This window comes from Hyphomonas sp. (assembly GCF_022844445.1).
Classification (GTDB): Bacteria; Pseudomonadota; Alphaproteobacteria; order Caulobacterales; family Hyphomonadaceae; genus Hyphomonas.
The window spans coordinates 1-18,511 of the sequence record NZ_JALHLS010000008.1 but is presented as its reverse complement, the minus strand read 5'-3'; the positions used below and the strand labels follow the sequence as shown (position 1 = coordinate 18,511).

20 protein-coding genes are annotated in these 18,511 nt (G+C 64.3%); 8 read left to right on the top strand and 12 right to left on the bottom strand.

Features of this window, described 5'->3' with window-relative positions; all coding sequences use genetic code 11:
• Positions 1 to 31: 31 nt before the first annotated feature.
• The 7 genes from Q0C17_RS10450 (at position 32) to Q0C17_RS10420 (ending at position 6,661) form a co-directional block, all read left to right on the top strand.
• Positions 32 to 331 (top strand): hypothetical protein, encoded by a 300-nt coding sequence (locus Q0C17_RS10450; RefSeq protein WP_291205519.1) that lies wholly within the window; start codon positions 32 to 34, stop codon positions 329 to 331.
• Positions 332 to 430: 99 nt separating this feature from the next.
• Positions 431 to 853, top strand: coding sequence for an NUDIX domain-containing protein (locus tag Q0C17_RS10445; protein WP_291205516.1), 423 nt, complete (start codon positions 431 to 433; stop codon positions 851 to 853).
• A gap of 182 nt (positions 854 to 1,035) precedes the next feature.
• Entirely contained in the window at positions 1,036 to 2,628 is a 1,593-nt protein-coding gene (locus Q0C17_RS10440; RefSeq protein ID WP_291205513.1) for a phosphoenolpyruvate carboxykinase, read from the top strand.
• Positions 2,629 to 2,785: 157 nt separating this feature from the next.
• Positions 2,786 to 3,994, top strand: a complete 1,209-nt coding sequence (locus tag Q0C17_RS10435) for an acetyl-CoA C-acyltransferase (RefSeq protein ID WP_291205510.1) — start codon at positions 2,786 to 2,788, stop codon at positions 3,992 to 3,994.
• A 134-nt stretch (positions 3,995 to 4,128) separates the two neighbouring features.
• Positions 4,129 to 4,800 carry a TlpA disulfide reductase family protein gene (locus Q0C17_RS10430; protein ID WP_291205507.1) on the top strand — a complete coding sequence of 224 codons (672 nt, stop codon included), beginning with the start codon at positions 4,129 to 4,131 and terminating at the stop codon, positions 4,798 to 4,800.
• A gap of 4 nt (positions 4,801 to 4,804) precedes the next feature.
• Positions 4,805 to 5,314 (top strand): hypothetical protein, encoded by a 510-nt coding sequence (locus tag Q0C17_RS10425; RefSeq protein ID WP_291205504.1) that lies wholly within the window; start codon positions 4,805 to 4,807, stop codon positions 5,312 to 5,314.
• 126 nt (positions 5,315 to 5,440) lie between these two features.
• The gene (locus Q0C17_RS10420; RefSeq protein ID WP_291205500.1) at positions 5,441 to 6,661 is read left to right on the top strand and encodes a hypothetical protein; all 1,221 of its coding nucleotides are present in this window, start codon (positions 5,441 to 5,443) and stop codon (positions 6,659 to 6,661) included.
• 49 nt (positions 6,662 to 6,710) lie between these two features.
• On the opposite strand, the gene Q0C17_RS10415 is transcribed toward Q0C17_RS10420, so the two are convergent.
• From Q0C17_RS10415 to Q0C17_RS10405, 3 genes are all read right to left on the bottom strand, one after another.
• Positions 6,711 to 7,079, bottom strand: a complete 369-nt coding sequence (locus tag Q0C17_RS10415) for a hypothetical protein (protein ID WP_291205497.1) — start codon at positions 7,077 to 7,079, stop codon at positions 6,711 to 6,713.
• A gap of 18 nt (positions 7,080 to 7,097) precedes the next feature.
• Positions 7,098 to 7,931, bottom strand: a complete 834-nt coding sequence (locus Q0C17_RS10410; protein WP_291205494.1) for a universal stress protein — start codon at positions 7,929 to 7,931, stop codon at positions 7,098 to 7,100.
• Between the two features lie 76 nt (positions 7,932 to 8,007).
• Positions 8,008 to 9,057, bottom strand: coding sequence for a Glu/Leu/Phe/Val dehydrogenase dimerization domain-containing protein (locus tag Q0C17_RS10405; RefSeq protein ID WP_291205491.1), 1,050 nt, complete (start codon positions 9,055 to 9,057; stop codon positions 8,008 to 8,010).
• 147 nt (positions 9,058 to 9,204) lie between these two features.
• Here Q0C17_RS10405 and Q0C17_RS10400 point away from each other — a divergent pair, with 147 nt between their 5' ends.
• Complete coding sequence (locus tag Q0C17_RS10400) at positions 9,205 to 10,659, top strand: TrkH family potassium uptake protein (protein WP_291205488.1); 1,455 nt, start codon at positions 9,205 to 9,207, stop codon at positions 10,657 to 10,659.
• Positions 10,660 to 10,662: 3 nt separating this feature from the next.
• Here the strand turns inward: Q0C17_RS10400 and Q0C17_RS10395 are convergent, their stop codons facing one another.
• From Q0C17_RS10395 to Q0C17_RS10355, 9 genes are all read right to left on the bottom strand, one after another.
• Positions 10,663 to 11,487, bottom strand: coding sequence for a sulfite exporter TauE/SafE family protein (locus Q0C17_RS10395; protein WP_291205485.1), 825 nt, complete (start codon positions 11,485 to 11,487; stop codon positions 10,663 to 10,665).
• A 59-nt stretch (positions 11,488 to 11,546) separates the two neighbouring features.
• Complete coding sequence (locus Q0C17_RS10390) at positions 11,547 to 11,780, bottom strand: hypothetical protein (RefSeq protein WP_291205482.1); 234 nt, start codon at positions 11,778 to 11,780, stop codon at positions 11,547 to 11,549.
• Positions 11,781 to 11,862: 82 nt separating this feature from the next.
• Positions 11,863 to 12,981 (bottom strand): hypothetical protein, encoded by a 1,119-nt coding sequence (locus Q0C17_RS10385; protein WP_291205479.1) that lies wholly within the window; start codon positions 12,979 to 12,981, stop codon positions 11,863 to 11,865.
• Positions 12,982 to 13,065: 84 nt separating this feature from the next.
• The gene (locus Q0C17_RS10380; protein WP_291205476.1) at positions 13,066 to 13,482 is read right to left on the bottom strand and encodes a DUF1489 domain-containing protein; all 417 of its coding nucleotides are present in this window, start codon (positions 13,480 to 13,482) and stop codon (positions 13,066 to 13,068) included.
• A gap of 16 nt (positions 13,483 to 13,498) precedes the next feature.
• On the bottom strand, positions 13,499 to 14,230 hold the full coding sequence (locus Q0C17_RS10375; RefSeq protein WP_291205473.1) for a hypothetical protein: 732 nt from the start codon (positions 14,228 to 14,230) through the stop codon (positions 13,499 to 13,501).
• Positions 14,231 to 14,446: 216 nt separating this feature from the next.
• Positions 14,447 to 15,208, bottom strand: a complete 762-nt coding sequence (locus Q0C17_RS10370; RefSeq protein ID WP_291205470.1) for a CPBP family intramembrane glutamic endopeptidase — start codon at positions 15,206 to 15,208, stop codon at positions 14,447 to 14,449.
• Between the two features lie 6 nt (positions 15,209 to 15,214).
• Positions 15,215 to 16,480, bottom strand: a complete 1,266-nt coding sequence (locus tag Q0C17_RS10365) for an amidohydrolase family protein (protein ID WP_291205467.1) — start codon at positions 16,478 to 16,480, stop codon at positions 15,215 to 15,217.
• Complete coding sequence (locus tag Q0C17_RS10360) at positions 16,477 to 17,883, bottom strand: amidohydrolase (RefSeq protein ID WP_291205464.1); 1,407 nt, start codon at positions 17,881 to 17,883, stop codon at positions 16,477 to 16,479. Before Q0C17_RS10360 ends, Q0C17_RS10365 begins: the two co-directional genes overlap by 4 nt.
• Positions 17,884 to 17,986: 103 nt before the next feature.
• A complete protein-coding gene (locus tag Q0C17_RS10355) occupies positions 17,987 to 18,331 on the bottom strand; it encodes a hypothetical protein (protein WP_291205461.1) in 345 nt (114 codons plus the stop codon).
• Positions 18,332 to 18,511: the final 180 nt, after the last annotated feature.

The window sequence follows — 18,511 nt, the reverse complement described above, 5'->3', positions numbered from 1 at the left end:
GTTTCAACCCCGAACGACAAGGCACCCTCCCATGCTCCGTTCCGTCCTCGCCGCCGCAGCTTTTGCGGTCCTCGCCGCCCCGGCTTTCGCCAGCAACTCCTACACCTTCGAGACCGCCAACCCGGTTTCGACCAAACGCATCGTCGCCGAAAGCGTCGTGTGGTCCTGCGAAGGCACCACCTGCTCCGCAGAACTCGACCGCAAGGCCCCGACCGTTCGCATCTGCAAGAAGATTGCGAAAGAAGTCGGCGAACTGACGGCCCTGCGCAACACGAACTCCGAGCTCACCGCTGAGCAACTGGCTGAGTGCAACACGGCCGCCAAGAAGTAGTTTTAGACTCTCTCCATGCCTCTCCTCAGGCCGCCAGGGTATCGCCCTGGCGGCCTTTTTTGTTATCTGACCGCCTGACCCGCTGCAGAGGCCAAACGCATGGATGATGCCCGCAAACCTGAAGCCGGCTGCGGCGCCGCCATCCTGGACCGCCAGGGCCGGCTGCTGCTGATCCAACGGCTACGCGAGCCCGAAGCCGGCGCCTGGGGCCTGCCTGGCGGCAAGATCGACTTCGGCGAGGCGGCCAGGGATACAGCGCGGCGTGAAATTGCCGAAGAACTCGGGATCGAAATCGAGATCCTCGGCCTCGCCTGCATTGCCGAAACCATCGAGCGCGGTGACGGCCGGCACTGGGTGGCACCGGTTTACAACGCGCGGATCGTGTCCGGTGAGCCTCGGATTGTAGAGCCCGAAAAGCATGGCGGCTGGGGCTGGTTCAAACTCGACGCGCTTCCCGCGCCCCTGACGATGGCCGCGGTGAGCTATATGTCCGTAACCGGGACACAAAGCCGTGAAAAATAGAAGCGCGAATATTTGACAACGTTAGACAAGCTTAAGTGGCGGCTTCTTCTGTGCAAGTAAACTGTGCAGGAAGCACCTCCGGAGCGGCACGGATGTTGCAAAAATCGCCTGTCAGGCGCTAATGAGCGCATAGTGATGAGGCCGGGGGCGGCCTGAAATTATCGCGAGTTATGAGGGTGATTATGAGCGACACAGTAGCAATCCTTGCCGAGTTGGGCATGCGTCCGAAGTCGGTGCGCAAGAACTGGAATGAAGCCCGGCTTTACGAGACCGCTGTCGCCGCCGGCGAAGCGCGCGTTGCCAAGGGCGGTGCACTGGTGGTCGAAACCGGGCAGCACACCGGACGTTCGGCGAAAGACAAGTTCACCGTGCGCGACGCGCTTACCGAGAACACGGTCTGGTGGGACAACAATGCCCCGATGTCGCCCGCGCATTTCGATGCTCTGTGGGCAGACTTCAAGGCGCACCTGGCCAATCAGGATGTCTATGCGCAGGACCTGTTCGGCGGCGCTGATCTTGACTACCGCGTGCCGGTGACTGTGATCACCGAGTTTGCCTGGCACTCTCTTTTCATTCGCCACCTGCTGCGTCTTCCGACGGCGGATGAAGCGAAATCCTTCCGCACCGAATTCACCATTATCAACTGCCCGAGCTTCCGCGCCGACCCGGCCAGGCATGGCACGCGATCCGAGACGGTCATCGCCGTCAACTTCTCGAAGCGCGTCATCCTGATCGGCGGCACATCCTATGCCGGCGAGACCAAGAAGTCGGTCTTTACGATCCTCAATTATCTGCTCCCGGATCAGGGCGTGATGCCGATGCACTGCTCGGTCAATACGTCGGACAAGGACGATGCGGCCATCTTCTTCGGCCTGTCGGGCACCGGCAAGACGACGCTGTCGGCCGATGCTGCGCGCACGCTGATCGGCGATGACGAGCATGGCTGGTCCGAGAACGGCCTCTTCAATTTTGAAGGCGGCTGCTACGCAAAGATGATCAAGCTGTCGGCCGAAGCCGAGCCGGAAATCTACGCGACCACGAAACAGTGGGGCACGGTGCTCGAGAACGTGGTGATGGATCCCACCACCCGCGAACTCGATCTCGACTCTGCTGCGCTCGCCGAGAACTCGCGCGGCGCCTATCCGATCGAAGCCATACCGAACGCGTCGCTCACTGGCCGTTGCGGCCAGCCGAAAAACCTTATCATGCTGACGGCGGACGCCTACGGCATCATGCCGCCAATCGCAAAGCTGACGCCGGCGCAGGCGATGTACCACTTCCTCTCGGGCTACACGGCGCGCGTCGCCGGGACCGAGAAAGGCGTGACGGAGCCTTCGGCCACGTTCTCGACCTGTTTCGGCGGTCCGTTCATGCCGCGTCATCCGTCCGAGTACGGAAATCTCCTGCGCCGTCTCATCGCCAAGTATGATGTCGACTGCTGGCTGGTCTCCACAGGCTGGACGGGCGGCCCGTACGGCCAGGGAAACCGGATGCCGATAAAGGCAACCCGTGCCCTGCTCAACGCGGCGCTCGACGGTTCGCTGAACTCGGTCCAATTCCGCAAGGACGAGACTTTCGGCTTCATGGTTCCGGCTGCTGTGCCGGGCGTCGATTCGAAGATTCTCGACCCGCGTTCGACCTGGGCTGACCCGGCTGCCTACGATGTGCAGGCCGCCAAGCTCGCTGAAATGTTCGTCGAGAACTTCAAGAAGTTCGAAGCCTATGTGGACGACGCCGTAAAGGCCGCCGCACCGAAGGCGAAGATCACCGCCTGACGGGGAAGAAACGCCGATCGAGAGCCCGCCCGGAGAGAATCGGGCGGGCTTTTTTTGTCCCTAAAGCCTCCCTTGACGTTAAGGGAAGTCTGGCGCTCGCCGGAGGCAATCGTTACGGTGCGCCGCAACAACACGCCAACACAAACCGGAGGAAGCCATGCGCGAAGCCGTTATCGTCTCTACTGCCCGTACTGCCCTTACAAAAGCGGGCCGCGGCGCCCTGAATGACACCCATGGCATCACCATGGCCGGTCACGCCATCAAGGGCGCGCTCGAGCGCGCCGGCGTCGAAGCCGCTGCCGTTGAAGACGTGTTCCTCGGCTGCGCCGCGCCGGAAGGCGCTACCGGACACAACGTTGCACGCAACGCAGCCCTTGCCGCCGGTTGCCCCTCCAGCGTTTCGGGCGCCACGATCAACCGCTTCTGCTCTTCGGGCCTGCAGGCCATCGCCAACGCCGCCCACACCGTGATCCACGAAGGCGCTGCCGTCACCGTCGGCGGCGGCGTGGAAAGCATCAGCCTCGTCCAGGGCTCGGGCCAGACCAACCGCTACAAGTATTTCGAACCGGAACTGGCCAAAACCTGGCCGGCCATCTGGATGACAATGATCGAGACCGCCGAGATTGTCGCCGAGCGCTACAATGTCAGCCGCGAATATCAGGACCAGTATTCTGCCGAGAGCCAGCGCCGCACGGCCGAGTTCCAGCAGAAGGGCTATATGGCACAGGAAATCGTGCCGCTGAAAACCCGCATGAAGCTGGTCAACAAGGAAACCAAGGAAGAAACCTTCCAGGACGTCGTCGCCGACAAGGACGACTGCAACCGTCCGGGAACGACCTATGAAAGCCTTGCCGGCCTTCCGCCGGTGTTCGGGGGCGGCATGGTCGTCAAGCAGGGCAAGTACGTCACTGCCGGCAACGCCTCGCAGCTGTCGGACGGCGCCGCCGCCGTGCTGGTCATGGAAGCCAAGGAAGCTGCCAAGCGCGGCCTGAAGCCGCTCGGACGCTTCGCCGGTTTCAACGTTGCCGGTTGCGACCCGGACGAAATGGGTATCGGCCCGGTCTTCGCCGTGCCGCGCCTGCTTGAGCGTCATGGCCTGAAAGTGGACGACATCGACCTGTGGGAACTGAACGAAGCCTTCGCGTCGCAGTGCCTCTACTCGCGTGACCGTCTCGGCATCGACCCGGCGAAGTACAACGTCAACGGCGGCTCGATCTCGATCGGCCACCCGTTCGGCATGACCGGGGCACGCTGCACCGGCTCGATCCTGCTTGAAGGCCAGCGTCGCAAGGCGAAGTGGGGCGTGGTCACCATGTGCATCGGCGGCGGCATGGGCGCAGCCGGCCTGTTCGAGATCTACAACTGATCGAATTTCGCGTTCGCGATTGAGGGAAAGGGCGGCCTGCGAGGCCGCCCTTTTCTTTTGCGCGGCAAGGGCGTGCCTTCAACATGCCGCAGGAACATGTAACACGGTGGTATGATCCCCGGAGCCCCCCTGCGATGAAACACCTGTTTGCCGCCCTGACTGCCCTCGCCCTGACGGCCGCCTGCAGCAACGCCGCCGAAACGCCGGAGGCCGCAACAGCGATCGTCGCGGCGCATGAACCGGCAGCCGCGCCAGTAGCTGCGCCGGAGGGCGAAAGCCGCCCAACGGAGTATGCGCTGACCGGTCAGAAACTCCCCTCTTTCACGGCGCCCAGGGCAGGTGGCGGCACATTCGATTCGGCCGCCCTCAACCAATGGACAGTGATTGCCGTCTGGGGTGCCTGGTGCGGCGACTCACGCACCGATGGTCCCTACACCGCCGCGCTGAACCGTGCAGTCGAGCAGGATCCCGATCTCGATTTCATCTCCATCCACGTCCCCGCGGCGCCCGGCAGCGAGTACCGGGACAAGCCGTTTGGCAATTTCGGCTCGCTCGAGGCCTATTTCGAATCTGCCGGCTACACATTGCCCGTCGTGCTCGACACCGAGGGCAGCGTCCGGGAAACGCTGAAGATCAACTGGACGCCCTCTTACCTGCTCGTGTCGCCGGACGGCATTGTGCGCAGCTTCCAGACCGACCTGTCGGTCGACAAGGACCAGCCCGTGAAGACCTACATCAAGAATGTGGCGGAGACCCGCAAGGCGGTGCGCGACCTGCCCGCCTCGGAGCCTTCCGGCGCGGAGTGACCCTTTGAGAACGCCCCTGATCCTCGCCGCGCTCCTGTTCACCGCCGGCTGCACGCAGCCGGAACCGCCCGCAGCGCAGCCAGGCGCTGAAGCTTCGCTCACCTTCGGGTCTGACGGGATCAGCGGCCTCGACGGGCAGGTGCCGTTTACCCTGCCCGCCGTCGAGCGCGCCTTCGAGGGATTTGAAGTCGTGTCTTCGCCAAACGGGGGCGAGCCAGTTTTCCATGTACGAGCGCCGGGCAGCACCGACACGCTGTTTGTCGTGTCACCAGACTGGACACGGGGTTTCGTCGGCTCGGTCAGCGCGGTCCTTCCGCCTTCTTCCGGAGGACTGGAACTCCGGATCGGCGTGACGTCCTACAGCGCGCTGCTGGAACGTCCGGGCATCAGCTGTGCAGACTTCAGCTGCGAACTTCCCCTTCCCGGCGGAACGCTCAGATTGGACTTTCCCGCCACAGGGGATGACCCCGTGCTGGACCAGATCGCCTATGTACCGCTGTCAGCCGGTCCGTGACCTGCCGTTGGCCAGCAGACGGGCCGCCGGTGCGCAGGAATGCGTTTCAATGGTTTGAATATTGCAGCGGGGCGGGCTAACCTGACGCTGAAGTCATTCTTGGCCCAACAAGGAAAGCACGCCGCGATGCTGCATCCCTCCACCAAGCGCCTCATCGACAAGCTGAGCGAAATGACGCGCAAGCAACGCGTGACCTGGACCGAGGGTGAAAGTGCGTCGGTGGTGCACGATACCGAAGGCTACCGCGTGGTGATTACATCGGAGCCGCATACTGTGCTGTTGACCGACGCACTGGGACGCGAGATCGAAACCTGCCGCCCGGAAGAGTTTGCCGACGAGACGGACACGCACGGCCGCCCTTACGCGAAGTTCGTGGCCGAGCTTTACCGCGAAGCCTCCCGTCATGCGCGCGGCACGGAAAAGGCGATCCGCACCCTGCTTGCAGGGCTCGACTCGGTCGAACCCGATGCGGCAGCTGCTCCCGCCGCCGCCGCGCCGGGAGTGGTGCTGATCGACGCGCCGGACGCGACCACGGACGAGACGACGGCCATCGAGAGTGAGACAGCGATCACCGCTGCTGTCGCCACGCTCGCCGACCAGATCAACGCTGCTCCGCCCGAGGCGGCGGCCGCAGAAGTGGTGCCGGCCGCGCCCGAACCTGCCCCGCAGCCGGATCCGGAGCCTGTGATTGCGGCACTGCCACCCGAGCCGGAGCCCGTTGCAGAACCCGAGCCAGTATTTGAAGCGGCCGCGGAAGCGCCTGCACCATCCGTCGAAGTCCTTCCGCTGACGCAGGAGCCCGGCTCATTCGGCACCTTTGGCGCCTTCACCCAGACGGCGACGGAACCGGAGCCCGTGTCCGCGCCTGAGCCGGTACCGCAAGCCGCCGCGCCAGAACCGGAACCCGTAGCTGCGCCGGAGCCCCAACCCCAGCCGGTGGAAGAAATTCAGGCTGTGGAAGCCGCCCCGGAACCTGCGCCCGAGGCCCAGCCGGAACCGGCGTCCGGGCATGCGCCAACCGTGCCGACGCTCGCCCAGCCGATCTCGCTGTCGTCCATTCCCTTCGGGTTTGGTCTTGGTGCGGCCCAGCGCGCGGGAACACCGTCGCATCCCTCCACCAGCGCGCCCGATCCGGCGCCGCAGGCGGCAGAAGAGGCCCCGAAGCGCATCGTCATCGACGGCACGCTTGACCTGCCGGACATCACGCCGGACGAGATGGACACCCTGTCTGCATCGGAAGCCTATCCGCCGGCGACCCCGAGAACTGATCCGCTGGACCTGCCCACAGACAGCCCGGCGCCAGCGCATGAGCCCGCTAATCCGCGGCGATTCAATCCCTGGAATTAGCTCGCAGCGCTGATCGGCGCTGTCGGTGCAATGTTAATCCGCTTGCGGATTAAACCGGCGCGATGTCCGTGACCTTGTAGGTCTGGGCGTTTCCATCAGCGTGGCGGATGGTGATGTATTCGCCTTCGCGGAACAGGTGCGCACCGAAGCGGAAGGCGGCTTCGTCATCGCCTTCTGACTCTTCATCATAGTGGAAGAACCAGTTCTGCCCCCGGTGGGTCAGCCAGCCATCGGCGGCTTCAGCCGGATCCGGATGGAAGCGGTAGACGCGGCAGGCCTTGCGGTTGGCACGCCAGGCATCAACGTCAAGCTGGCCTTCCTCGCCGATAGGCGCGATGATCAGGTAGCCCTGTTCGGGGTCACCGGCGGGGAGGCCGGGATTCCGGGCAAGCTGTAGGGTTATGCGGCGAAGTGACATGTTCCGTCTCCGGATGATCTAGCGGGAAAGGGCGAGAGCGGGCGCGTCTTCGGCGTGCAACAGCCTGCGGCTGGTGCCGCCGAACAGGCGCTCGCCGATACGGGAGTGGCCATAGGCGCCTGCGACAAGCATTGTGGCGCCGGTGCCGGAGGCGAGCGCGAGCAAAGCGCTTGCCACTTCACCTTCAAGGCTTTCGGTGCGCGCCTTCGTGCCGCGCCGCTTGAGCCAGTCGGCAAGCGATCCTGGCGCCGAGCTGGGCCGGGCGCCATCACGCTCGGCATCCTTGCTGTTCTGCGCGATGATCACTTCGCCGAAGGCCGTGATCAGCGGCAGATGGAACCGTACGGCGCGCGAGGCGCCATTCGATCCGTCCCATCCGATAACGACAGGGCCGGGCGCGAACGGCTTGTTTCCCGCCAGCACGACCGGCAGGCGTGCATCCATCATCACATGATCAAACGCCAGGGATAGCGGTTCCGCATTCCTGGCAGCGCCGCGAGGAAACACGATGGCGTCCGCGAGCGTTGCTGCGCTGGCTGCAGCGGCTTCTGCAGTGCCGACCTGATGCACGAAATTGCAGTCTATGCCGTGCGCGCCCGCGCCCGTCACATCCCGGAACGCGCCTTTTGCGGCCGCAAGCAGGTCTTTCTGCATTTCAATGATGCTCGTCACCGCCGCTGCAGACAGGCCCGCAGACTCGGGCGTGGAGACCACCATCAGCGCCGATTGCGGGTCCGGCAGGGCGCACAGACCGATCAGCGGCACATTCAGGTGGCGCGCCATGGCCAGCGCGGACAGAGTGGTCAGGGTATCAGTTTCGGATGATCCCTGGAGCACGGCGACAATCGACATGGCAGACCTCCTTCAGCCCTTCTTGAGCCGTTGCCTGGTTTCTACCATTGCGCGGCAGAAGCCGGACTAAGGAGATCTACCTAGCCGGACGCGCTGCGGCTATACGGGCGCGGGCAATACGGTCCGCCACATAGTTCGTAGGCTGATTGCTTTGCAACGCTTCATCCAGCACTTCGCCAAGCGTTTCGATCAGGCGGGAGAGCGTCCCCTCCACCCATTCGCGCGAATACGTGCCGGAGATCTCGGCAGCCACGTTGATGATTCCGCCGCCGTTAATCACATAGTCCGGCGCATAGAGAATGCCTTTCCGCCTCAGGAACTCGCCCATTTCGGGCACGACCAGCTGGTTATTGGCGCCGCCTGCAATGCCCTTCACCTTGAGCCGGACGAGCGTTTTCTCGTTGATGATGGCGCCGAGCGCATTCGGGGAGAAAATGTCGGCCTCGACATCATAGATGTCATTAGGTGCCACAATAGTTGCGCCGGTCCGCTTCGAGACGGCCGCGAGCGCTTCGTGGTCAATGTCCGTGATGATGAGCTTCGCGCCCGCCGCCGCGAGATGATCGCAGGTATAGCCGCCAACCGAGCCAACACCCTGCACGGCAATCGTACGGCCGTTGAGGTCGTCCGTGCCGAACTGGCGCCGCGCCACTTCGCGGATACCCAGAAAGACGCCCTTGGCGGTCACCGGCGAGGGATCGCCGCTTGCCGCTGCGCCTTCATCGAGCCCCGCCACGAACCGTGTCTGCTGGCGCACGACCGCCATGTCGGAGACGTCCACGCCGACATCCTCTGCCGTATAGTAGCGTCCCTGCAGGCTTTCGACGGCGCGGCCAAACGCGCGGAACAGATCCGGCGACTTGGCGGATTTCGGGTCGCCCCAGATCACAGCCTTGCCGCCGCCCAGCGGGATCCCGGCCATTGCATTCTTGTAGCTCATGCCCTGCGACAGGCGCAGCACGTCGGTCAGCAGCGCGTCGCCGGTCGTGTAGTTCCACATCCGGCAGCCCCCCGCGGCTGGCCCGAGCGCCGTGGAATGCACCGCAATCACGCATTTCAGGCCGGTGGCGGCATCGTGAAAGGCGTGCACGCCTTCGTGGCCGTCAAACGAGGGGTGGTCAAACATCGGCGCGACTCAGGAAAAAGGGTTGCAAATGAAACGATCTGGCGCCGCTCTACCCCCCGCCCTGCCCATGGGTCAACCGGCGGACACCGCCCCCCGGTTGTGCAGCATTGACACCTTTGCAGGGTTTCCGGCCTAAGCTGCCTGCGAATGCAACTGCGGTCGGTCATCTACGCGCTGGGTATCATGATGCTGCTGGTCACGGCAGCGATGATTCCGTGTGCGCTGATCGACATCGCCGACGGCAACGGGATGGCCTTCGTCTTCCCGGCCTCCGCCACCATCTCCACCCTGGTCGGCAGCCTGTTCTGGGTGATGGCGCGCGGCGGCACGATGCAGATCGGCCAACGCGAGGCTTTCCTGCTGACGGTGAGCATCTGGGTTGTCATCAACCTGGTCGGCGCGCTCCCTTTCCTTGTCTCGGGTTACTCGATCACCGACTCGATCTTCGAAAGCGTCTCCGGCATGACGACGACGGGCGCGACCGTGTTCTCCGGTCTCGAAAACATGCCGCGCGGCCTGTTGCTCTGGCGCTCGATCCTGCACTGGATCGGCGGCGTCGGGATTATCGTGACGGCGGTGGCGATCTTGCCCCAGCTGCGCGTCGGCGGCATGCAGCTGTTCAATCTCGAGAGTTCCGACCGCACCGGGAAATTCCTGCCGAAAGTGTCCGACATCGCGGCGTATATCGGCTTCGCCTATGTCGGCCTCTCAATGATCTGCGCGCTGCTTTACGGCTTGTCGGGCATGAACTGGTTCGATGCGATCAATCATGCCATGTCGACCCTTTCAGCCGGCGGCTTCTCGACCTACGACGCATCCTTCGCGCAATTCAACGGCACACCCGCGATCTATGTGGCCATCGTCTTCATGTCGACTGCCGCAATGCCTTTCAGCCTGTTTGCGCTCCTGTTCCTCAAGGGACAGGTGGGCCCCTTGCTGCGCGACCCGCAACCGCGCCTTTTTATTGCCCTGACCGCGGTCATCGCGCTTTGCGTCATTCTGTACAGGGAGTATCATCTGCCCTCGGCCAGTTGGGCCGTCCGCTGGGAAGAAGCCACACACGCCCTGTTCAGCGTCGTGTCCGTGATCACCGGGACAGGCTTTGCGACCAAGCCCTATGACACCTGGGGCCCGGGGGTTGCGGCGCTGATGCTGTTTGCAACCTTCCTCGGCGGCTGCGCCGGATCAGCCGCGGGCGGCATCAAGATGTTCCGGCTCGAGATCACCGCCAAGGCGCTGATGGCCTGGTCGCAGCGCATGGTCCAGCCGCACCGCAAGGCGCCTATCCGGTACGGCGGCCGCATCGTCGACGAAGACACGCTTCAGTCCGTGATGGTCTTCCTGTTCCTCTTCCTCGTCACCTTCATGATGTCGGCAGCGCTGCTCTCCTTTAGCGGCCTCGATACGCTCTCGGCCATCTCGGCAGCAGCTGCCTGCATTTCGAATGTCGGCCCGGGTCTCGGCCCTGTCGTTGGTCCCTCCACCAACTTCGGATCACTGAACGATTTTGCGACATGGGTCTGTACGGTCACGATGCTGCTCGGCCGGCTCGAGTTTATGGTGGTCTTCGCGGTGCTGGCGCCGCGTTTCTGGCGCGGCTGAGCGTCAGGCGCTGATCGCCTGCCAGATCATCCGTACTGCGACGATGGCCAGCAATACGCCGAACAACTTGCGCAGCCGCTCAGCATTCAAACGGTGCGCGAGTGACGCGCCGATGGGCGCCATGACCATGGTGGCCAACGCGATCAGGACAAAGGCCGGCAGGTTGACGAAACCCGCCGACAGCGGCGGCAGGCCGCCGCGGCCCCAGCCGACAATGATGGCCGCAATCGCCCCAGGCAGTCCCACAGCGATGCCCCAGCCCGATGCCGTGCCGACAGCGCGGTGGATGGTCATGCCGCAGACGGTCATCAGCGTCACGCCGATCGTGCCGCCGCCGATGCCCATGATGGCGGAGATTGCCCCGGCAAACCCGCCAAGTCCTGCGCGCGCGGCGCCCCCCGGCATCTGTTCCGCCAGTTTCCAACTGGGTCGCCCGAAATAGAACTGCGCGGCGAACAGCACGAGGATCGTACCGAACACGGCGAGCATGACCTGTTTGGACATGTAACCCGCCACCAGGATGCCGCAGATCGAGCCCACCATGATCCACGGCGCCCAGGTCCGGATGATCTGCCAGTCCACTGCGCCATGCCGGTTGTGTGCCAGCGCGCTCTGGATGGAGGTAACGACGATCGTGGCCAGCGACGTCGATACGGCGACATGCATCGCAGTCTCCGAATAGCCCATCTGCGACAACAGGAAGAACAGCGTCGGCACGATCACCACGCCGCCGCCGATACCGAACAATCCGGCGACCAGACCCGCGAACAGCCCGGCCAGGGCCAACCACAGGATCAACGCGCCGTACTGGGAAAGGAAATCAGCCATGGGCCCGCCTTAGCGGCCAAGTTGGGCGCTGTCGATTGATCAGCCGGGCCTCGCGGCGTTCAATGGTGATGGTGATGCGGCTCTGTGTTGATCTTTCCGCACTTGCCGCACTTGATGATCACGCCGTGGGCATCGTGGTGATGGACGTTGACCAGCAGCTTGGTCTTGCAGCCGCCGCAGCGATAGGTCTCGTCTCCGCCGCCCTCATGCACGGGCGCACCGGCCCTGTGCTCGACTATGTTGGCGCCTTCGGCCTGCTGCGGCGTGAGGAGGATCATGTCGAACTGGGGCATGCGCGGGACCTTTCAGGAAGCGGCGATGGACGCGGACTGTTTCCACCAGCCCGCGCCCTTTTTCAATGCCCTGCGGGCGCAGTCAGCCGCCGATCAGCAACAGCGTATCGCGCGCCCCGGCTCCGTTCAGGCCGGCCTGGAGGGCATAGAGATGGCCGATCAGGTCGAGGGTCGACTTTGAATGGCGGCAGCTGTCATCCACGTAGAACCAGACACCCCGGTAGGGAATGGCCACCGAGGCACGTTCGGGCTTCTGGCGGGACCAGTTCACGGTGAAGTAGTCGCCGATCACGTCGCTCCAGGGCTGGCCGGCCGAGCAGGCCGTGCGCGGCACGCCCGGCGTTCCTCCGCTGGTCTGCATCACAAGCCCTGCATGTTCCGGCGGCACATCGACCGTGTGCGAGAGGGCTGCCAGCATGCCGAGGATGCTGCGGCCCCTGAGGGGCGCGTCGCCCTTGCGCTCGCTGCGGGTCGCGAGTTCCGCCGAGTACAGATCCGCTTCCTGTATGAACGCGGCCGCCACGTCGTGCGCCTTGAACATCGCCGCCAGCGCCTCGCCATCCTCGCCGCCCGCATGCCATGTCACAACCACCCGGGGCGGCACGCCGTCCTTGTCATTGAACACCTGTACCAGCAGATCGCCGGACAGCTGCAGGCGCCGCATAAGGCGTGCCAGTTCGCGGAAGTTCGTGTTGTCCGGGAGCATTTCCGGCGTCGGGCCAGCGGCGGAGCGGGCATTGTCGAGATCACCGATGCGAGCCACACAGCACAGCAGCAGCCGTTCGACGCTCCAGCCGGACTGGCTGAGCAGGAAGATCGATTCCGGCGAGACCGGCTGCAGCAGCTGCTGCGCATAGGCCGAACCGCGCAGCACATTGTAGATCGCCGTGGGCGTCTCTGACCGGCTCACCGCCGCGTCCCCGCCCAGAACCTCGTTGAACGGGCCGTCATCCAGTCCGATCGCCGAGGCAAGTCCGAGGCCGAGCGACCGATTGTCCTCGGTCGTCATCCGCTCGATTTCCACAAAGCTGACGGGGTCATTGTAGCGCAGCCGCACGATGTTCAACAGCAGCTGTTCCTGCTGCGCCCGGGCAACCTCTGCGGAATAGGCCATGGTGTCACGCGTGATCGGCGCGGTCGCCCGGGGCGTCGCGCAGCTGCACAAGGATGCGGCCAGCAGCCCATAAACCAAGGTTTTCATGTCGATGTCCCCCTCACACTTTGTAAGGCGTAAGAACAGGGAAGATCGGGTCAACCGGACAATCCCGGCACGCGAAACCCGCCGCTACCAGACACCCGCGTCCTTGAGGGCCGCGTCCAGGCTCGGCGGCAGGTCCACCGCAGCCTCGCCGGACTTCAAGTCGCGCGGCGCCTCGCCCGGCTTCAGGTAGCGCCACCCCTGGAACGGGCGTTTTGGTTGGGCGTAGGTGCGCACCAGTTCGGGGTCGAACACCAGTTCGCACATGGCCTTGCCGTCTTCGTCAGGGGCTGAGCGGATGTCGATGATGCGCTGACGCACCCGGATCGCCCGCTTGATCACCCAGTAGATCGAGCCGCCGTCCAGCATTTCCTCGGCCCGCTTCGGCGCCATCCGCGTGTGGTGCAAAGGGTGCGGCAGTGTCTGCATCTGGCGCTTCTGCCAGTCGGCCAAGTCGTCGATATCCTCGGCGCCGACGCAGAGTTTCACCATGTGAATCGTCATGGCGCCGAGTCTAGCGCTACGGCGACCCCGGTCCAGAGGCCATCTGTAGCCCGGCAGCGCGCCGGGCATCATACTGCGCCTCGGCGTCCGTACTGGCAAAGAAGAAGTAGACGTCCGTCACCTTCGCCTCGAAGCGGCGCTCGATCCGCTTGAACGCGGCCTTCGCTTCCAGATCGATGGTGAAGCCCGATACGTAGGAAAAGCCCCAGCGTGGCTCTGTCTTCAGCTCATAGCTCTGCTCATAGCGCGTGAGCTTGCCGCCCGACGGGCCCTTGACGGGCCTGGGCAGCGAATAATCGATCCGCTGGAACCGCTCTCCGACTGGGTCGAGCCAGGCCGTCGCTTTCAGGCGCTCGGCAGCCCAGACGTCGAACTCGGTGTCGTTATAGTTCGGGTGATGCTTGAAGCTGAGGCGCCAGGCGTCGCCATCGGTGTTCACTTCCACCTGTGAGCCAAGACTTTCGCGCAGGTCATCCGGGAAAAGCCGCCCGTCCGGTGCCGATTCTGCGGCCCAGCTGGCCGCCACCTGGTCGAGCTCCGGATCATGGCCCTGGCGCTCGACCGCGACCCAGCGCGCACCGGCCGGCAGGCGCGGATCGAAGAAAAAAGTCTGGCGGGAAGAATTGGAGACGAGTTCCACCGTGAAGGCGGCGCGCAGGGTTTCCGGCGCCTCGGTCGCCTCAAGGGCGGCATGCATCGGGCCGGATCCGGTCGCCATCGCGAGGGAAATCAGGAAGGCAACCAACATCACTCTACCCCTAGGCCGGCGCCGTTACTTTGCTTTCGATTGCGGCAGCTATGCGGCAACATTGCCGGCGGCGAAACCGGCCCTGTGCGGAAGAACAGGCAAACGACCTTCCGCACACGGGGCCAGACTGGGGATCGAAGTATTTACGGGAGTTGAACAAGCTGCAGCGACGGAGCCGGCGGCTGATTGAAATTTTCGTAATCCGCACCGACCGGTTCAGGCGCTGGTCAACGCCGTCCACTCATCGAAGACCACCCAGGCGTTCATTGTCATGTGCGCCATGATCGGGGCCGCGAGCCCGCCCGTGAGCACCCGGAGCGCCCCGAAGAGCAATCCCCCTACAAACACTGACAGCAAGCCAGGGAGGTAATACTGGCCATGGATCGAAGCGAAGGCGGCCGCCGTTACGCCAATGGCGATCCACGGGTTCCAGCCCCGCGCCAGCAGACAGCCGAGAAACAGGCCGCGAAAGGCCATCTCCTCGAAGATCGGAGCCGTAACGATGGTCCACAGCACTTCGCCCGGCATGTGGTCCAGCGAAACCGCATAGGCATAGTCTTCCCGCTCGCCGAGCGCCGCTTCGCCCGGACCCACCGACACCGTGAGGTGCGCGATGAGCTCCCAGGCGAAGAGGTCGATGACCACCGCCGCCGCAACTGCGCCCAGGGCCAGAGCGTTGACCTCGCCGAAACCAAGCGCCGCCCTGTCGACGCGTTTCAGCCGCAGGTGCTGCCACATGATCAGCGATCCAAGGCCAAGCATGACCGCCATGTAGACCCCCGAGAGGGGATGGTTCATGTCCCACCAGGGCAGCCAGAACGCCGTGGCGGCCGGCATGAAGGTCTCGTGGAGGCCCGCCAGTTCACTTCCAAGGAAGATCAGCGCGTTGAACGCAAGCAGGCTCCAGAACAGGGCCGAAAGCACCATCGTCGCGAGACGCGCTTCCTGAGCTTCCGGTTCGGTGCCGGCCGGCCGCATCCCGCGTCAGCGGCGGAAGGCGAGCGGCCGCTGGCTTTCGTCGAGCGTGCGGTAGCGGTCTCTCAGCTTGGTCTGGCGCGATTCCATCGGCTGGGATTCGCCGTCGATATAGACTGCCTGCGGCGCCGAGGTGACTTCCAGCGGATCGCCGTCCCAGGCCACGACATCCGCGCGTCCGCCCGGTGCCAGAGTGCCCAGGCCGCTCATGCCGAAGATCTCGGCCGGTGCGGTGGTCAGCGACCGCATCGCAGCGTCGAAGGACATGCCGTTGGCCACGGCATTTCCGGCAATCTGCGTCGCAAGACGCGCCAGATGGCTATCATTGTCGAGGTTCACGATGGCGACCGTGACGCCCGCTTCCGACAGGCGCTTGGCGTTCTCGGCGGTCGAGGCCAGCTGAGAGAAACTCGCCGGCAGATTCGAGAATGCGTCGACGATGACCGGAATCTCCAGCGCTGCCAGACGGCGCGCCACCCGCCAGCCCTCGTCTGCGCCAACAATGGCAATCCGCAGCGACGGGTTCTGCTCCTTGAAGTCCATGATGGCCTCAAGGTCGCTGGCGCGGCTGGCCTGGAACACGATCAGCTGGTCGCCTTTCACGGCGGCCATCAACGCCTGCGCGTCCATCCGCGTGAGGACGTTGCCTTCACTATGGGTCATGAAGCGCGCGCCAAAGAAGCGCACGTCATCGAACGCGCCGCGCAGCGCCGCCCAGGCGGCCGGACGTGAGCCGCCCGACAGGTTTGCGCCGGATTCGCCGAGCACGATGAAGCTGAAGGCGCGCTCGCGGAAGACGCTGCCGGGCAAGCCGCTTGTCTCTGCCAGAAATCCCTGGCCGCCAAACAGTTTGGAACTGGCCTGCGGCGCAACTGCGATGCGGGTGAAACCCGCCAGCCGGGTCACTGCAATGGGGGTGGCATCGGGGTTGAACCCGTCCGCGGCATCCAGCGCCGCCGAAAACGCCGAGCTGCCGGCACCGGCATCATTGGTATCGTCTACACCGCTGACTTCCGACAGTCCGGTGCGTGAGAACGCCGAGATCAGGCCGGGCGTCACCCATTCGGCGCGCACTTCTGTGGCGCCCGCCGGAACGCGCGTGGACGCGGGGCCGACTGCGACGATGCGGCCGTTGTCGATGACCACGACGCCATCGGTGATCGTGCCCTGCGCGGTGCCCGTCCAGACGTTCTTGCCATAGACGGCCACTGGCTGGGCGGCGGCAACGGAAGCTGCGCTCAGCACAGCGAAGCTGAGAATGAGGCGGCGGATCATTTGCGGTCTCCTTCGCCGGGTTGGCCAAGTTCGAAATCCATGACGGCCTGGAGGGCTGGGTCGTCGCGATCAAACATCTGGGCACCGTCGATGAAGACTTTTTCCGCCTTGGCATAGCTGCTGAACGGGTTGCCGGACCAGATGACCACATCGGCCATCTTGCCCGGCTCGAGGCTGCCGGTCTTGTCATCAATGCCAAGGGACTTGGCCGGGTTCAGCGACAGCCACTGCCAGGCAACCTCGATCGGCACATCGATCCCGATACGCTTACCATCCGCCCAGGCCTTCGCAGCTTCCTGGTTGAGCCGCTGGATGCCGATATCACTGTCCGAATGCACGATGGCGCAGGCACCGGCATTGTGCACGAGCGGGATGTTTTCCGGGATGCCGTCATACGCTTCCATCTTGAAGCCCCACCAGTCCGCCCACATCGACGAACACGCGCCATACTCGGCTAGCTTGTCGGCGATCTTGTAGCTCTCGACCGCATGGTGGAAGGCCGTAACCTTGTAGCCGAACTCGTTAGAGATATCCAGGATCTGGGCCATCTCGTCGGCGCGGTAACAGTGCATATGGACAAGTATGTCGCCGTTCAGGACGCCCGCCAGCGTTTCCAGTTCAAGGTCGCGCTTCGGCGGTTCGCCGCCGCCATTGGCGGCGTTGTCCATCTGTTTCTTGTAGTCGGCCGCCTTGATCCAGGCATCGCGGTATCCGGCAACATTGCCCATGCGCGAGTAAGGCGCGCCGCCCGGCGTCGAGCCGCCGCCATATCCGTAGACGCGCTTCGGATTTTCGCCGCACGCCATCTTCAGCGTGTAGGGCGCATCCGGAAACTTCATCGCCTGCACCGTGCGCGCGGGCACATTCTTAAGCGTGACGCCCCGGCCGCCGAACAGGTTCGCACTTCCCGGAAGGATTTGCAGCGAGGTGATGCCGCCGGCCAGCGCGCGGGCAAAACCCGGATCCTGCGGCCAGATCGAATGCTCAACCCAGACCTCGGCGGTCACCGGCCCCGAAATCTCGTTGCCGTCACCGTGGGAGTCGACCCCCGGCGAAGGGTACGCGCCGAGGTGGCTGTGATTGTCGATAATGCCGGGCGTGACCCACTTGCCCTTGGCGTCGATCGTGACAGCACCTTCCGGCGCCGTCAGGTCCTTGCCGACGGCCTTGATTTTGCCGCCCTCGACCAGCACCCCGCCGTTCTCGATCAGCCCGCCCTTGCCGTCGATGACGGTGGCATTGGCAATCAGCATCGTTTGCGACGGGTACGGCTTGTAGGTCGACGGAAACGGATTGGCCGCCAAGGATTCGGGCGTGTCCTTGTCCTTCCGGCTGGCCGGTGCCTCGCAGGCGGTCAGCGCGAGCCCGGCCACCGCGATCAGGCAGAGTTTTCTGAATTGCATTGCAGCCCCGCATGTCTCTCAAACGGATATGTGTGCGGCGTTCTTCGTGCTTGGCAAGGGAGCAAACGGCGTCAATTCCGATTCAGCGGCACGCCGCGCGCGCTCAGTCCGTGAACGCGCGCTTCTTGCGGCCGAAGACCTGCGTCATCAACCAATCCGGCGCCAGGCGCTCAACGCGCGGATGACGCGCCAGCACGCTCTCCATCCAGCGGCGGGCCCAGACCGCGTTGCGGCCCAGCAGCACGGCGCCGACCACCGCCATCGGCAGGCCAACCGGCAGGAAGGGCGCCGCGATGCTCACCGGTCCCGACAGCACAAGCAGACCCATGCCAGTCACGGCGAGGCCCTGGCGGTAGGCCACATTCACGCCCTTGCGCAGAGACCGGATGGCCATCGGCGGAGGGTAGGTGACGGGCGGCGGGGCCGCAGGATGGGGTTCGGTGGACATGGTCTGGATCTGGGCTGCAGGATTCATGCAACAACGTTTACTGCCCACCTGTGTCGAAAGTCTGGCAACACCGTTGCCCGATTGCTACACCGGATGGGATTTTGGGTTGCGTCGCTGCAGAGGCTGGAATTGACGGAATGAAGCTCCAGTCCATCCAGGCCCTGCGCGGCATCGCGGCAC

Coding starts and splice junctions, on each gene's coding strand:
- Q0C17_RS10450 (WP_291205519.1), top strand. CDS start 32: ATGCTCCGTTCCGTCCTCGCCGCCGCAGCTTTTGCGGTCCTCGCCGCC.
- Q0C17_RS10445 (WP_291205516.1), top strand. CDS start 431: ATGGATGATGCCCGCAAACCTGAAGCCGGCTGCGGCGCCGCCATCCTG.
- Q0C17_RS10440 (WP_291205513.1), top strand. CDS start 1,036: ATGAGCGACACAGTAGCAATCCTTGCCGAGTTGGGCATGCGTCCGAAG.
- Q0C17_RS10435 (WP_291205510.1), top strand. CDS start 2,786: ATGCGCGAAGCCGTTATCGTCTCTACTGCCCGTACTGCCCTTACAAAA.
- Q0C17_RS10430 (WP_291205507.1), top strand. CDS start 4,129: ATGAAACACCTGTTTGCCGCCCTGACTGCCCTCGCCCTGACGGCCGCC.
- Q0C17_RS10420 (WP_291205500.1), top strand. CDS start 5,441: ATGCTGCATCCCTCCACCAAGCGCCTCATCGACAAGCTGAGCGAAATG.
- Q0C17_RS10415 (WP_291205497.1), bottom strand. CDS start 7,079: ATGTCACTTCGCCGCATAACCCTACAGCTTGCCCGGAATCCCGGCCTC.
- Q0C17_RS10410 (WP_291205494.1), bottom strand. CDS start 7,931: ATGTCGATTGTCGCCGTGCTCCAGGGATCATCCGAAACTGATACCCTG.
- Q0C17_RS10405 (WP_291205491.1), bottom strand. CDS start 9,057: ATGTTTGACCACCCCTCGTTTGACGGCCACGAAGGCGTGCACGCCTTT.
- Q0C17_RS10400 (WP_291205488.1), top strand. CDS start 9,205: ATGCAACTGCGGTCGGTCATCTACGCGCTGGGTATCATGATGCTGCTG.
- Q0C17_RS10395 (WP_291205485.1), bottom strand. CDS start 11,487: ATGGCTGATTTCCTTTCCCAGTACGGCGCGTTGATCCTGTGGTTGGCC.
- Q0C17_RS10390 (WP_291205482.1), bottom strand. CDS start 11,780: ATGCCCCAGTTCGACATGATCCTCCTCACGCCGCAGCAGGCCGAAGGC.
- Q0C17_RS10385 (WP_291205479.1), bottom strand. CDS start 12,981: ATGAAAACCTTGGTTTATGGGCTGCTGGCCGCATCCTTGTGCAGCTGC.
- Q0C17_RS10380 (WP_291205476.1), bottom strand. CDS start 13,482: ATGACGATTCACATGGTGAAACTCTGCGTCGGCGCCGAGGATATCGAC.
- Q0C17_RS10375 (WP_291205473.1), bottom strand. CDS start 14,230: ATGTTGGTTGCCTTCCTGATTTCCCTCGCGATGGCGACCGGATCCGGC.
- Q0C17_RS10370 (WP_291205470.1), bottom strand. CDS start 15,208: ATGCGGCCGGCCGGCACCGAACCGGAAGCTCAGGAAGCGCGTCTCGCG.
- Q0C17_RS10365 (WP_291205467.1), bottom strand. CDS start 16,480: ATGATCCGCCGCCTCATTCTCAGCTTCGCTGTGCTGAGCGCAGCTTCC.
- Q0C17_RS10360 (WP_291205464.1), bottom strand. CDS start 17,883: ATGCAATTCAGAAAACTCTGCCTGATCGCGGTGGCCGGGCTCGCGCTG.
- Q0C17_RS10355 (WP_291205461.1), bottom strand. CDS start 18,331: ATGTCCACCGAACCCCATCCTGCGGCCCCGCCGCCCGTCACCTACCCT.